Raw genomic sequence first — 13129 nt, 5'->3', positions numbered from 1 at the left:
AAAGGAGGAACGCCATGAAGGTTAGAGCCCACATGTCCATGCTCTTCCACCTGGACAAGTGCATCGGCTGCCACACCTGCTCCATCGCCTGCAAGAACCTCTGGACCGACCGCAAGGGTGCGGAGTACATGTGGTGGAACAACGTGGAAACCCGGCCCGGTGCCGGCTACCCCACGGGCTGGGAGGACCAGGAGCGCTTCAAGGGGGGCTGGAGGTACCAGGACGGCCACCTGGACCTCCGCCTGCACTCCCGCACCCAGGGGCTAGCCCGCCTCTTCTTCAACCCAGCCTTGCCTTCCCTGGACGACTACTACGAACCCTACACCTTCCGGTACAACGACCTCTTCACCAGCCCGGAAGGGGAGGATCAGCCCACCGCCATCCCCATCTCCATGATCACGGGGGAGCCCATGACCCCAGGGGCCGGGCCCAACTGGGACGACGACCTTGGGGGAAGCCCCCTCTACGCCGCCAACGATCCCAACCTGAAGGGGCTGGACCCCGAGGTGCAGGCCCAGCTTTCCGAGATCGAGGGGGTGGTGTTTCAGTACCTGCCCCGCATCTGCAACCACTGCCTGAACCCGGCTTGCGTGGCCGCCTGCCCCACCGGGGCCATCTACAAGCGGGCGGAGGACGGGGTGGTGTTGGTCAACGAGAACAAGTGTAAGGCCTGGCGAATGTGCGTGGCCGCCTGCCCCTACAAGAAGGTCTACTACAACTGGGCCACGGGGAAGAGCGAGAAGTGCATCCTCTGCTTCCCCCGGCTGGAAACCGGCCAGGCCCCGGCCTGCGCCCATTCCTGCGTGGGGCGGATCCGCTACATGGGGGTGCTTCTTTACGATGCCGACCGCATCCCCGAGGCGGCCATGGTGCCCGACGACCGGCTGGTGGAGTCCCAGCTTGGGATCATCCTGGATCCCTTTGACCCCGAGGTCATCGCCGCCGCCAAGGCTGAGGGGATTGACGAGGGTTGGATCAAGGCCGCCCAGAACTCCCCCATTTACAAGTTCGTGAAGGTCTGGGGGTTGGCCTTCCCCCTGCACCCCGAGTACCGCACCCTGGCCATGATGTTCTACGTCCCGCCTCTTTCCCCGGTGGTGTCCACCTTGGAGAAGGCCTTAAGGGCTAGCCAGGGGAGGGAGGGTCTGGTGCGGCTTGACCTTCCGGAGACCGACTTGGACTTTGAGGTGTACGAGAGCCTGGAAAAGGCGAGGATGCCGGTGAAGTACCTGGCCAACCTCTTCACCGCCGGCAATGAAAGCCTTATCGTGCCCGCCCTTAAGAAGATGCTGGCGGTGCGCATCCTGAAAAGGCAGGAAAGCCTGGAAGGCGGCGTGACGGAAAAGGCCCAGAGGGTCTTGCGGGATGCCGGGCTCACCCTCGAGGAGGCCGAGGCCATCTACCGCCTCACCACCCTCCCCACTCTGGAGGAGCGCTTCGTGCTGCCCCCTTACCACCGGGAGATGGCGGCGGAGGTGTGGAAGGATCCCTTGGCCCACAAGGGGGAGACGGGCTTCGGCTATATCCAGCCGCCCTTGAGGGGGGAGTAGGAGGAAGCCATGGGCAACGCCACCCTTTTGGAAACCCTGGCCCTGGCCCTGGATTACCCCATGCCGGGGCGCTTGGAGGAACTCTGGCGGCGCTGGATCGCCTGCCCCCGGGGGCCTGCCAAGCAGAAGCTGGAGCGCTTCCTGCGCCAGGTGGAGGGGCTTTCCCTGGGGGAGTGGGAGGAGCTTTACACCCGCACCCTGGACCTCACCCCCACCACCGCCCCCTATGTGGGCTTTGCCGTCTACGGGGAAAGCTACCAGCGGGGGGAGCTCCTGGCCGCTTTGGTGCGGGCCTTCCGGGAGATCAACCTGGACCCGGGAAGCGAGCTTCCCGACCACCTGGCCAACGTCCTCCGCTACCTGGCCCGCTCGGAAAACCCCCTTCCCGAGCTCTTGGAGATCCTGCCCAAGGCCCTCCATGAGATGCACAAGACCCTCAAGACCCTGGACGCCAGGAACCCTTACCTCCTGGTTCTCGAGGGGGTTCAGGAAGCCTTGCAGGGAGTGTTGGCAGGGAGGTGAAGGATGAACTGGAACACCCTTCTCTTTGGCGTCTTCCCCTACATCGCCCTTACCCTGGCGGTGGCGGTCACCGTCTACCGCATGGTCTACAGGCCCTTTTCCGTCTCCGCCCAGTCCAGCCAGCTTCTGGAGCAAAAGCGCCTTTTCTTCGGCTCCATCGCCATGCACTGGGGGCTGGTCCTAGTCCTTTTGGGACACCTTCTGGCCCTTTTAATCCCCAAGGGGCTTCTCCTCTGGAACGCCGTCCCTTTGAGGCTTTACCTTTTGGAGATCACCGGGCTCGGCCTTGGGCTTTGGGCTCTGGTGGGCACCTACGTGCTCCTGGCCCGAAGGGTTTCCGTGGCCCGGGTGCGGGCGGCCTCCACCTCCATGGACTATGTGGTCCTGGTGGTGATCTTTGTGTCCGTCCTTTCCGGGGTCCTCACCGCCCTTTTCTACCGCTACGGAAGCTACTGGTTCCCTGCGGTCATGACCCCCTACCTCTGGTCCATCCTTACCCTACAGCCTAGGCCGGAACTCATCGCCGACCTGCCCTTCTGGACCCAGCTCCACGTCTTTAACTTCTGGGTCTTCCTGGCGGTATTCCCCTTCTCTCGGCTGGTCCACATCATCACGGTGCCCCTGGGCTACGTGGTGAGGCCTTGGCAGATCGTCATCTGGGTGCGCAAGCTGGCGAGGTGAACTATGGTCCACGATCCCATTCAACTGGAGAAAGAGCGTCCCGAACGGCTTCGGGTCCTTTGGCTTTCCACCCTCGGCTTCACGGTGATGTTTGCGGTGTGGCTGATGTTCGGGGTGCTGGGGGTGCCCATCCGCAAGGAGTTCGGCCTCACGGATGTGGAGCTTTCCTGGCTCTCGGCGGTGGCCATCCTGAACGGTTCCCTGTGGCGGCTTTTCGCCGGCATCCTCACGGACCGGTACGGGGGGCGGCTGGTCTTTACCCTCATGCTCTTCTTCACCGCCATCCCCGCCTATCTGGTGTCCCGGGCGGGAAGCTACCAGGAGCTTCTTCTTTACGCCTTCCTGGTGGGCTTTGCCGGGAACTCCTTCAGCGTGGGCATCGCCTGGAACTCCGCCTGGTTCCCCAAGGAGCAGCAGGGCTTTGCCCTAGGGGTTTTTGGGGCGGGGAACGTGGGGGCCAGCGTCACCAAGTTCATCGGGCCCGCCCTCATCGCTAGCGTTCCGGCTGCCGGGTACCTGGGAGGCTTAATCCCCGGGGGCTGGCGCTTCATTCCCTTCCTCTATGCGGTGCTCCTGGTGCTCATGGGCTTTCTCATGTGGTTCGGTACTCCCGGGCAGGATAAGCGTCCGGGGCAGGGGAGGCCTTTTCTTGAGATGTTAAGGCCACTTAGGTACGTAAGGGTCTGGCGCTTCAGCCTCTACTACGTGGTGGTCTTCGGGGCCTACGTGGCCTTGAGCGCCTGGCTTCCCAAGTACTACGTGGATGTCTTCGGCCTGCCCCTGCACGAGGCCGCCCTTCTCACCGCCCTTTTCATCTTCCCCGCAAGCCTCTTGAGGCCCCTTGGCGGCTACCTTTCCGACCGCTTCGGGGCTCGGCGGGTCATGTACTGGACCTTTGGCATCATCCTCCTGGCCTCGGGGGTTCTCATGATGCCGGAAGGGCACATCGTCCTCTACACCAAACAGGGGAGCAAGGAGGTCATGCAGTTCACCATGAACGTTTGGCTCTTTACCGCCTTGGTGTTCTGGATCGGTGTGGGGATGGGTGTGGGCAAGGCGGCGGTGTACAAGCACATCCCCACCTACTTCCCCAAGGACGTGGGGGCCGTGGGGGGATTGGTGGGATTGCTAGGGGCTCTGGGAGGCTTCTTCCTGCCGCCTCTTTTCGCCTACGCCCAGGCCTGGACCGGCCTGCCCCAGATGACCTTCTTCGTGCTCTTCATACTTGCCGCCCTCAGCTTCCTCTGGATGCACCTCACCGTCTTGCAGCTTCTGCAACAAGAGGCCAGGCACCTTAAAGACGAGTTTGAGTTGAAAGGAGACCGTCCATGCTGAAGGTAGCGAAGGGTACCTGGATCCCCGAGTGGAACCCCGAGGATCCCAAGCGCTGGGATTCCGCCTTGGCCTGGCGCACCCTCTGGATCACCACCTTTAACCTCACCCTGGCCTTCATCACCTGGTTCGTGGTAAGCGCCCTGGTGGTCCGGCTTCCCAAGGTGGGGTTTGAGCTTTCCACCCTGCAGCTCTTCTGGCTCACGGCCATGCCGGGGCTGGCGGGGGGGACCTTGCGCATCATCTGGACCTTCCTGCCCCCCATCCTGGGCACCCGGCATCTGGTGACCTTCTCCACCCTGCTCTTGCTCATACCCCTCCTGGGCTGGAGCTTCGCTGTTCAGAACACCCACACCCCCTACTGGGTTCTTCTCCTCTTGGCCTTCTTGGCGGGGATCGGCGGGGGGAACTTTTCCGGCTTCATGCCCTCCACCAGCTACTTCTTCCCCAAGCGCCTCCAGGGGACGGCCCTGGGGTTGCAAGCGGGCATCGGCAACTTTGGCGTTTCCGTGGTCCAGTTCCTGACCCCCTGGGTCATCGGCTTCGCCCTCTTCGGCTCCCTCCTGGGGGGTCCGCAGACCTTCACCCCCAAGCCCGGGGTTTCCCAGCCCATCTGGTTGCAAAACGCCACCTTCCTCTGGGTGCCCTTTGTGCTGGTGGGGTCTTTGCTGGCGTGGGTGTACTTAAGAAGCGTTCCGGTGCGGGCCAACCTTCGCGAGCAGTTTGACATCTTCCGCGACAAGCACACCTGGATCATGACCAGCCTCTACATCATGACCTTCGGCTCCTTCTCCGGGTTTTCCGCCATCTTTCCCCTTCTGATCCGGGAGGTCTACGGGAAGTTCGATGGGGCGCCCGATCCCTTGAAGTATGCCTTTTTGGGTCCCTTGGTGGGTTCTCTGGCCCGCATCGTTGCCGGGCCGATCTCCGATCGCTTTGGCGGGGCCATCGTCACCCAGGTTTCCGCCATCGGCATCTTCCTTTCCGCTCTCCTGGTCACCCTCTTCACCCGGCCCACTTCCTTGGAACAGTTCCCCTTCTTTGTCCTGGCCATGCTTCTGGTCTTCCTCTTCAGCGGGGTGGGGAACGCCAGCACCTTCAAGCAAATGCCCATGATCTTCCCGCCCAGGCAGGCGGGAGGGGTCATCGGCTGGACCGCGGCCATCGCCGCCTACGGCCCCTTCATCTTTTCCACCCTTGCCGGCTACACCCAGAAGGCCACGGGGGGTTTCACCGCCTTCTTCTATGGCCTCATGGTCTTCTACGCCTTGAACCTCTTCCTGAACTGGTACTACTACGCCCGCAAAGGGGCGGAGAAGCCCTGCTGAGGCCACCCCACCCTGGCAGAGCCAGGGTGGGAGCCCTGGTGAGGGCTTTCCCTAAGTTGGAAGGTCGGAAGGCATGCAATAGCGAGGGTGGGATAGGGAAAGCTCCCGGGCAAGGATGCCTTGCCCGGGTCTTCCCTTGACACAGGTCATGGCGGATAGGGCGAGGACGGGGGAAGCTTGGGCCATGGAGCTGGATGTGCGCACCCTACCCCCAAGGGAACGGCACCCTAGGATTTTTGCCCTCTTCGATGCCCTGAGGCCCGGGGAAAGCTTCGTTCTGGTCAACGACCACGACCCCAAGCCCCTTTACTACCAGCTCATGGCGGAAAGGCCTGGGCAGGTGGACTGGGCGTACCTGGAGGAGGGACCGGAGGTATGGCGGGTGAGAATCGGCAAGAGGTAGTCCGGCCCGAGATGAAGGTGGCCGAGGTTTTGCGGCGCTGGCCAGAGCTCCTCGAGGTCCTGGCGGAGGCAAGCCCCGCTTTCCAGAAGCTCAAAAACCCCCTTCTGCGCAGGACTATGCCCAACCTGGTCACCGTGGCCCAGGCGGCCAGGATCGGGGGGCTGGAGCCGGAGGAGCTGGTGGCCCGCCTCAACCGGGCCCTGGGGGTGGAGGCCAGGCCGGAGGTGCCGGTGGCCAAAGAAGGGGAAAGCCTCCTCGGTACCCCACCTCCCCCCTGGTTATCCGCTCCCGTGGGCTTCCACCTGGACGTGCGGCCCATTCTGGAGCAGGGAGGAGAGCCCTTCCAGGCCATCATGGCGGCGGCCCGGGAGGTGGGACCCGGAACGAAGCTGGTTTTGGAGGTGCTCTTTGAGCCCATTCCCCTTTACAAGGTCCTGGGAAAGCAGGGCTTTTTGGCCTGGTGCGAGCGGCTTGGGGAGAGGCACTACCGCGTTCACTTTTACCGCCAGGAGGTCAGGCAAGGGCAAGGGGTGGCCGCGGGCTCTGCTTCCTTAAGCGAGGAGGACTGGCGGGACTACCAGGCGGAGGTGTTCATCGAGGAGAACCTCGAGCCCCCCCTGCCCATGATGCGGGTCCTGGAGGCCTTGGCCGGGCTAAGGCCCGGGGAGAAGCTCCTGGTCCACCACGTGCGAAGGCCAGTGCACCTCCTCGCCCGCCTCGAGGAGGAGGGGCACGCCTACCTTCTCAAGGATCTGGGACCGGAGCAGGTGAAGATCCTGATCCGTAAGGGGGGCTAGGCCCTGGGGGCCGGTTTCCCGGGAGGGACCCGTGGGCTTTTGGCACTTCCTCTTCGTGCGGGCGGCCTTGGTTTACCTGATCTACACGGCCTTGCTGGGCACCCTCTTCTACCTCTTTCCCGGCCTTCAGGGGCCTTTTCGCCCCTCCCATGGGCATGCGGGGCTCGTGGGGTTCTTCCTGCAGATGGTGATGGGGGTGGCCTACTGGATGATGCCCAGGCCCGGGGGCCTGAGGCAGGATCGCCTCGAGGGGCTCACCTTCGTTCTTCTCAACGCCGGCCTGCTCCTAAGGCTCGTCCTCGAGCCCCTCTACCTCCTGGGCCAGGAGGGCCTGCGCCCTTGGCTTGGGCTTTCCGGTGGGCTTCAGCTTCTGGCCACCTTGGTCTTCGCCTTCGCCATGCATAGGCGGGTGGTCACGGGGGATATGCTGAGGAAAATGCGGGAGGAAAGGGAAAGGAGGGGAGGATGAAGCAGGTGTCCTCACGGCCTGAGGAAGCCCTTGTTCTGGATCTTCCGCCCGTGCCCGAGGAGGTCTTTGCCGACCTTCTCGCCTTTGGCGGGCTTGGGGAGGAGGAGAAGAGGGCCATGCGCCTGGATGCGGAAAGGCTCCTTGAGGAAGCGGCTTCCTTTGTGGCTGGGGTTTACGACCACCTAAGCCGCCACCCCGGTACCGCCCGGGCCCTGGGATGGGAGGGCAGGGTGCCGGAGGAGGAGCTTTACACAAGACGGGCCTTTTTCTCCGCCTGGCTGGCCCGCACCATCGGGGTGGACACCTCGGCGGAGTTCGCCCGGGAGGTGTACCGGGCGGGGCTCTGGCACGGGGGCTTGGGCCCCAAGGGGGCCCTGATCCCCCCTGAGTACGTGGGGCTTTCCTTTGCCCAGGTGGGGCGGTATGTGGCGGAGAGGGTGCGGGATGTGCGCCTCTGGCTCGTCTACCTGTCCGCCCAGGAGGAGGTGATGCGGAAGGGGTTTGACGCCGCCCTTGCCCTTAGGGAGGGGAAGGCTGCCGTGCGCTTTCAGGCCTTGGGCCTGGCCCACCCCGCCTTGCCCAGGCCCCTCGCCTTGCGGGCGGGAAGCGTGGGGGAAGCTCTCTTCAAGGTTTTTGCCGTGAACCCTGCCCTAAGGGACCTCGCCCTCGAGGCCCTGGCTGCCGAGGAGGAGGTGGGGCTTTGGCTGGAGCCCAAGACCCTCTGGCGGCTCAGGCCCCGCTGGACGGTGCTTCTCAACGGCCGGGATGTGCGCTACCTCGAGGGCCTGGCCACCCGGTTGCGGGAAGGGGACCTCCTCACCCTTCTGCCCCCGGGCCGCTGACCGCCCAGGGGGTGGCCATGACCTGGATCATGGCTAATCCCGAGCAACAGGCCCAGGATTATGGCGATGCTGGTCACCGCTCATAACCGCGTGATTCCCCTTTCCATCCCCGCCGGATTCGTCTTCCTGGGGGAGGTCTTTTTCCTGGCGGCAGGCCTCCTATTTGCCCTTCATCCCGAGGCCTTTGCCGTTCCCCGGCACCCTTTGGGCTTGGCCGGGGCCCACCTCTTCCTCCTGGGCTTCGGGGTGGGGGTGCTCCTTGGGGCCATGCACCAGCTTCTGCCGGTGGTCCTGGAGACTTCCCTTTACCGCCCGGAGTGGGGGTATCCGGTGATGGTTCTTTGGAGCCTGGGAGTAGTCCTCCTGGCCTCGGGCTTCGCCTGGGTTCCTTCCCTTGTGCCCTGGGGTGGGGGCTTGGTCCTGGTTGCCCTTCTTTTCTTCGCTTACCACGCCTACCTCACCTTCCGTCAGGCTCCCCGCTGGAACCGGGTGGCCACCGCCTTGGCCTGGGTGGTCTTCTACCTGGTCCTCACCCCCTTTCTAGGGCTTTTGCAGGCTCTTTCCCAGCGCTATGGTTTTTACGACCCGGAAAGGCTCACCTGGCACCTCCTTGCGGGCTTGGGCGGGGTTTTCCTCCTTTCCATCCTGGGCGTGGGCTACAAGCTCCTTTCCATGTTCACCCTCACCCACGGGGTGGACGAGCGGGTTCTGGGGCTTCTCCTCTTTGCGGCCAACTTTGGGCTCCTCGGTTTGGCCATGGGGGAGAGGCTGGGCTATCTCCTCCTTCTTCTTTCCTACGCCCTGGCCCTCTACGACACCTGGCGCATCCTCAAAAACCGCATGAAAAAAGCCCTGGATATCGGGGTGCGGCACTACCTCCTTGGCCTCCTCTTCCTGGGCCTGGTCCTCTTGGCCCTGCCCTTTAACCCCGTATGGGCGGCTCTTTGGTTTGCCTTGGGCTTCGTGGGGCTGGTGGTGACGGGGATGCTTTACAAGATCCTGCCCTTTCTGGTCTGGACCCACCGGTATGCCCCAAGGGCAGGGAAGGAAAAGGTGCCTCTGTTGAAGGAGATGCTTCCGGAAGGTGCGGGGTATGGGGCAGGGGCCTTGTTGGCCCTAGGGGCCTTCCTCGTTCCCCTCTTTCCCGGGGCGGGCTGGGTTTACCTCTTGGGGGTTTTCCCCCATGTTTATGCCCTTTGGGAGGTGATGCGGCGATGAACCCTTTGGAAGAACAGGCGTGGAACCTCTTGCGGACGGTTTATGACCCAGAGCTGGGCCTGGATGTGGTCAACCTGGGGCTTATCTACGAGCTAAAGGTGGAACCCCCCAGGGCCTACGTGCGCATGACCCTCACCACCCCGGGCTGCCCCCTGCACGACAGCATGGGGGAGGCGGTGCGCCAGGCCTTGAGCCGCATCCCAGGCATAGAGGAGGTAGAGGTGGAACTCACCTTTGACCCCCCTTGGACCCCTGCCCGGCTTTCCGAGGAGGCCAGGAGGCTTCTGGGCTGGATTTAGGGAAGGGGAGGTTCCTCCCCAGCTACCAGCCGCAGAAAGGCTTCCACCACCTCGGGATCAAACTGCTTGCCGGCTTGCTCCTGGATGTAGGCTAAGGCCTTTTCCCGGGGCCAGGCCTTCCGGTAGGGGCGGTCGGAGGTAAGGGCGTCGTACACGTCCACCACGGCGAAGATACGGGCGGAAAGGGGAATCTCCAGGCCCTTTAGCCCCCTGGGGTAGCCGGAGCCATCCCAGCGCTCGTGGTGGCAGTAAGGGATCTCCAGGGCTTTCTTGAGGAAGGGGATGCCGGAAAGCCACTCGTAGGCGTAGACGGGGTGCTTCTTCATAACGGCCAACTCCTCCTCGGTGAGGGGGCCAGGCTTTAGAAGGATGCTGTCGGGAATGCCAATTTTGCCCACATCGTGGAGGATGGCCCCGCGCCGGATGTGCTCCAGGTCCTCCTCCGGCACCCCCAAGGCCCGGGCCAGGCGCAGGGTAAGCTCCGTGACCCGCTCGGTGTGGCCTGCAGTTTCCTGGTCCCTTAGCTCCACCGCCTTGGCCCAGCCCCAGAGGGTGAGGTCGTAGGCGGCTTCCAGCTCCCGCTGGCTTTTCAGAAGCTCCTGGAAGGTAAGGGCGTTATCCAGGGCCACGGCTCCCTGGCCAATCAGGGCTTCCAGGAACTCCTCCTCCTCGGGGGAGAGATCCCAAGGCCTCCGGGTGAAGGCGGCCAGGACGCCAAGGAGCCGTCCTTTGGCGAAGAGGGGGTAGGCCTTTTCCGCCACCAACCCTTCCCTCAGGGTGAACTGGGCGTCGGCCCCGGGGTCTTGGGCCAGGTTGGGGACGAAGACGGTCTCGCCGGAAAGGACCGCTTGCCCGATATGCCCCTGGCCTAGGAGAAGGCGGTGCGGGACCCCTTTCGTGGGGGTGTAGAACCCCCTAAGGCCCCGGAGCTCCAGGGTTTTTTCCCGGGGGTTATAGAGGAAGAGGGCCGCGGCATCCAGGGGAAGGCGCATCACCTGGTTGAAGAGGACCTCCAGGGTGGGGTCCAGGTCCAAGGAGGCCGCGATGGCTTGGTCCACAGCCCTCAAGGCCTCCAGCTGCTCCACCCGCCGGGCCAGCTTGCGCCGTAGGCTCGCCCGACGCACGGCGTTGCCTATGGCCTCGGCCACGAGAAGCACCCGTTCCACCTCGGCGGGGGTGGGGGTGCGGGGATGAGGCCAGGCCAGGGTTAGGGTTCCCACCACTTCCTTCCCCGCCAGGAGGGGGGCCACCACCCCACTCCATCCTTCCGGGACCAAGGGCCTGGCCCCGGGGCGCACCCGGGGATCGTGCTTCAGGTCCTGGCTCACCACCACCTCTCCCCGGAAGGCCCGGGCCACCAGGCCCTCTCCGGCAAGGGTTTCCGGGGTGGGAATCTCCTTAAGCCAGCCCCGGCTTGCGGCTTCCTCCAGGCGTCCTGTTTCGGCATCGTAGAGGAGGATGCTCCCCACAGGGGCTTCCAGGGCCTTAAGGGTTGCCTCCAAAGCAGCCTCCATCATCTCCTTTAGCTCCTCGCTTCGCCGGAGGGCCACGCTCACCTGGGCGAAGGCCTCGAGGGCCAGTTCGCGCTCCTTGGCTTCGGTGATGTCCAGCCCCACACCTAAGACGGCGGGCTTACCGCCAACCTCCACCCGGGCGGCGGAGTAGTCCAACCAGCGCACCTCTCCCCCTTTGGTGAGGATGCGGAAAGTGTAGCGACTGGGAGGATTCTCCCCTCGGATCCGGGCAAGGCCTCGCTCCCGCACTAGGCTCCGGTCGGCAGGGTGGACGAATTCCCAGATGGGGCGGCTTGCGAGTTCCTCCCGGGTGTAGCCGGTGAGGCGCATAGCTTCCTCGTTGGCGAAAGTGAGGCGTTCTTCCTGCCACATGAGGATCAGGGCGGGGGCGGTTTCCGCCAGGGTGCGGAAGAGGGCCTCGGATTCCCTTAGGGCTCGTTCCCGGGCCTTTTCTTCGGTGACATCCCGCTTGATGGCGATAAAGTGGTGGATCTCCCCGTTTTCCCGCACGGGGGTTATGGTCATGCGCTCGGTGTACAGGGTGCCGTCCTTGCGCCGGTTCACCAGTTCCCCTGTCCACACCCTTCCGGAGAGGATAGTGTCCCAGAGGTTTTTGTAGAAGGCCTGGTCCTGAACCCCGGATTTTAAGATACGGGGGTTTTTCCCCAGGGCTTCCTCCAAGGTGTAGCCGGTGAGCCGGGTGAAGGCAGGGTTTACCCACTCGATCTGCCCCGAGCGGTCGGTGAGGACCACGGCTTCGTGGGCAGCTTCCAGGGCGTTTTGCAAGAGGCGCATGGTGGCCTCAGCCTGGAGGCGTTGGGTCACGTCCAGGGCTACCACCAGCACCGCAGGTCTCTTTTCCCATTCGATGAGGTGGGAGAAGATCTCCACCTGGATCTCCCGCCCATCCTTGAGGCAGTGGGTCCAGGGGCCGGAGTGTTGCAGGGGAGGCCTTGGGCTTCTCAGGTCCTGGAGAAGTTTGGGACGTTCCCGCTCGGGGCGGATGTCCAGGATGGTTAGGGTGAGGAACTCCTCCCGGGTGTAGCCGTACTTCTCCACCGCGGCGTGGTTGACCTCCAGGAAACGCAGGGTTTCCAGGTCGTACACCCACATGGGGAGGGGGTGGGCGTGGAAGAGAAGGCGGAAGCGAGCCTCCTGGGCCTCGAGGGCTCTACGAGCCTCTACTTCCCGGCTAACATCCTCGGTGTATCCGGTGAGGTGGTGGGTTTCCTCGTCGTAGTACAGGCTATGCTTGAGCCAGCGCCACTGGCTCGGGTCGTTTGGGTCCAGGAAGAAGCGGAAGGTTACCTCCTGCACGGTGCCCGGCTGGGCGATGGCCCTGTGAAAAGCTTCCGCCAGAAGGTCCAGGTCCTCGGGGTGGATGTGCTTTAAGTAAAGCCCCGGATCTTGGAAAAACGCTTCCAGCGGGTAACCGGAACGTGCCGCCTGCGGTCCAAGGTAGAGGATGGGGGCGCGGAGGGGGTCCTCGCCCGGGGATATCAAGATCTGCCAGGGAACGCCGGGCAGGGTTTCCAAGAGGTCCTTGAAGCGGTGGTGTTGGGCTTCCAGGTCCCTTTTGAGCCGAACCTCCTCGGTTTCGTCCCGGATGTTCAGGACAATGCCCTGAACTGCAGGGTCATTTAGGAGGTTTCTCCCCCAGACCCGTACGTACCGCACCCCGCCCTGCTGGTCAAAGATGCGGAGGCTGTACTCGCGGGTAGCCCCGGGGTGGCAGACGAGGTCCTCCAGGGCTGCCTCGGCGTAAAGGCGGTCCTCGGGGTGGACAAAGGAGAGGATGGGGATCCGCTCCCGGGTGTACCCAAAGGGGTCATACCCCAGCACCTGGTCCACGTTGGGGGAGGTATAGCGCATGTACCCTTCCGCATCGATGATGTAGATGAGCTCGTGGCTGTTTTCCACCAGGGCCCTGAAGCGGTTTTCCGAGGCCTCTAGGGCTTTTCGCCTCTGCGTTTCCGTGTACTCCTGGGCCTTGGCCAGGAGGTAGACCAGCAGGATGGAGAGGACGGCGAAAATAGCTTCCTTAATGGAGTGTTGCCGGGTGAGGGTGGTCAGGTCCTGGGCTCTGAGGTGCAAAAATCGGTCGCCCACGAGGATCCAGAGGAGGGCGAAGAGGCTGTAGATGAAAACAACCCTAGATGGGCTGAGTTTCATTC

The 13129-nt window shown here is 63.7% G+C and carries 12 protein-coding genes; 11 read left to right on the top strand and 1 reads right to left on the bottom strand.

Going from position 1 to position 13129, the window contains the following annotated elements; genetic code table 11:
- Positions 1-14: 14 nt before the first annotated feature.
- The 11 genes from narH to KQ693_RS11275 all read left to right on the top strand — a co-directional run bounded on the left by narH (position 15) and on the right by KQ693_RS11275 (position 9441).
- Positions 15-1550, top strand: coding sequence for a nitrate reductase subunit beta (narH, locus tag KQ693_RS11325; protein WP_267261340.1), 1536 nt, complete (start codon positions 15-17; stop codon positions 1548-1550).
- 9 nt (positions 1551-1559) lie between these two features.
- Positions 1560-2072, top strand: a complete 513-nt coding sequence (locus tag KQ693_RS11320; RefSeq protein WP_219758570.1) for a nitrate reductase molybdenum cofactor assembly chaperone — start codon at positions 1560-1562, stop codon at positions 2070-2072.
- 3 nt (positions 2073-2075) lie between these two features.
- A complete protein-coding gene (gene narI / locus KQ693_RS11315) occupies positions 2076-2753 on the top strand; it encodes a respiratory nitrate reductase subunit gamma (RefSeq protein ID WP_219758569.1) in 678 nt (225 codons plus the stop codon).
- A 3-nt stretch (positions 2754-2756) separates the two neighbouring features.
- Positions 2757-4088, top strand: a complete 1332-nt coding sequence (locus KQ693_RS11310) for an MFS transporter (protein WP_267261339.1) — start codon at positions 2757-2759, stop codon at positions 4086-4088.
- Entirely contained in the window at positions 4082-5413 is a 1332-nt protein-coding gene (locus tag KQ693_RS11305) for an MFS transporter (protein WP_267261338.1), read from the top strand. Before KQ693_RS11310 ends, KQ693_RS11305 begins: the two co-directional genes overlap by 7 nt.
- 184 nt (positions 5414-5597) lie before the next feature.
- Positions 5598-5816 carry a DUF2249 domain-containing protein gene (locus KQ693_RS11300; protein ID WP_323808523.1) on the top strand — a complete coding sequence of 73 codons (219 nt, stop codon included), beginning with the start codon at positions 5598-5600 and terminating at the stop codon, positions 5814-5816.
- A complete protein-coding gene (locus tag KQ693_RS11295) occupies positions 5789-6613 on the top strand; it encodes a DUF2249 domain-containing protein (protein ID WP_267261336.1) in 825 nt (274 codons plus the stop codon). Before KQ693_RS11300 ends, KQ693_RS11295 begins: the two co-directional genes overlap by 28 nt.
- Before the next feature lie 31 nt (positions 6614-6644).
- Positions 6645-7082: a hypothetical protein gene (locus tag KQ693_RS11290; protein WP_267261335.1), complete on the top strand. Its 438-nt coding sequence runs from the start codon at positions 6645-6647 to the stop codon at positions 7080-7082.
- Positions 7079-7924, top strand: a complete 846-nt coding sequence (locus KQ693_RS11285; protein ID WP_267261334.1) for a protoglobin domain-containing protein — start codon at positions 7079-7081, stop codon at positions 7922-7924. Before KQ693_RS11290 ends, KQ693_RS11285 begins: the two co-directional genes overlap by 4 nt.
- Positions 7925-7990: 66 nt before the next feature.
- Complete coding sequence (locus tag KQ693_RS11280) at positions 7991-9142, top strand: hypothetical protein (protein WP_267261333.1); 1152 nt, start codon at positions 7991-7993, stop codon at positions 9140-9142.
- Complete coding sequence (locus tag KQ693_RS11275) at positions 9139-9441, top strand: metal-sulfur cluster assembly factor (protein WP_219758563.1); 303 nt, start codon at positions 9139-9141, stop codon at positions 9439-9441. The genes KQ693_RS11280 and KQ693_RS11275 overlap by 4 nt, the downstream gene beginning before the upstream one ends.
- Here the strand turns inward: KQ693_RS11275 and KQ693_RS11270 are convergent.
- Positions 9438-13127 carry a PAS domain S-box protein gene (locus KQ693_RS11270; RefSeq protein WP_267261332.1) on the bottom strand — a complete coding sequence of 1230 codons (3690 nt, stop codon included), beginning with the start codon at positions 13125-13127 and terminating at the stop codon, positions 9438-9440. The two genes, KQ693_RS11275 and KQ693_RS11270, sit on opposite strands and share 4 nt — an antisense overlap.
- Positions 13128-13129: the final 2 nt, after the last annotated feature.

Source organism: Thermus brevis (assembly GCF_026427635.1).
Classification (GTDB): domain Bacteria; phylum Deinococcota; class Deinococci; order Deinococcales; family Thermaceae; genus Thermus; species Thermus antranikianii.
This window is presented reverse-complemented; position numbering and strand designations above follow the sequence as displayed.

What these genes read in the sequence shown, in the direction of transcription:
- narH (WP_267261340.1), top strand. Translation starts at nt 15, where the DNA reads ATGAAGGTTAGAGCCCACATGTCCATGCTCTTCCACCTGGACAAGTGC.
- KQ693_RS11320 (WP_219758570.1), top strand. Translation starts at nt 1,560, where the DNA reads ATGGGCAACGCCACCCTTTTGGAAACCCTGGCCCTGGCCCTGGATTAC.
- narI (WP_219758569.1), top strand. Translation starts at nt 2,076, where the DNA reads ATGAACTGGAACACCCTTCTCTTTGGCGTCTTCCCCTACATCGCCCTT.
- KQ693_RS11310 (WP_267261339.1), top strand. Translation starts at nt 2,757, where the DNA reads ATGGTCCACGATCCCATTCAACTGGAGAAAGAGCGTCCCGAACGGCTT.
- KQ693_RS11305 (WP_267261338.1), top strand. Translation starts at nt 4,082, where the DNA reads ATGCTGAAGGTAGCGAAGGGTACCTGGATCCCCGAGTGGAACCCCGAG.
- KQ693_RS11300 (WP_323808523.1), top strand. Translation starts at nt 5,598, where the DNA reads ATGGAGCTGGATGTGCGCACCCTACCCCCAAGGGAACGGCACCCTAGG.
- KQ693_RS11295 (WP_267261336.1), top strand. Translation starts at nt 5,789, where the DNA reads ATGGCGGGTGAGAATCGGCAAGAGGTAGTCCGGCCCGAGATGAAGGTG.
- KQ693_RS11285 (WP_267261334.1), top strand. Translation starts at nt 7,079, where the DNA reads ATGAAGCAGGTGTCCTCACGGCCTGAGGAAGCCCTTGTTCTGGATCTT.
- KQ693_RS11280 (WP_267261333.1), top strand. Translation starts at nt 7,991, where the DNA reads ATGCTGGTCACCGCTCATAACCGCGTGATTCCCCTTTCCATCCCCGCC.
- KQ693_RS11275 (WP_219758563.1), top strand. Translation starts at nt 9,139, where the DNA reads ATGAACCCTTTGGAAGAACAGGCGTGGAACCTCTTGCGGACGGTTTAT.
- KQ693_RS11270 (WP_267261332.1), bottom strand. Translation starts at nt 13,127, where the DNA reads ATGAAACTCAGCCCATCTAGGGTTGTTTTCATCTACAGCCTCTTCGCC.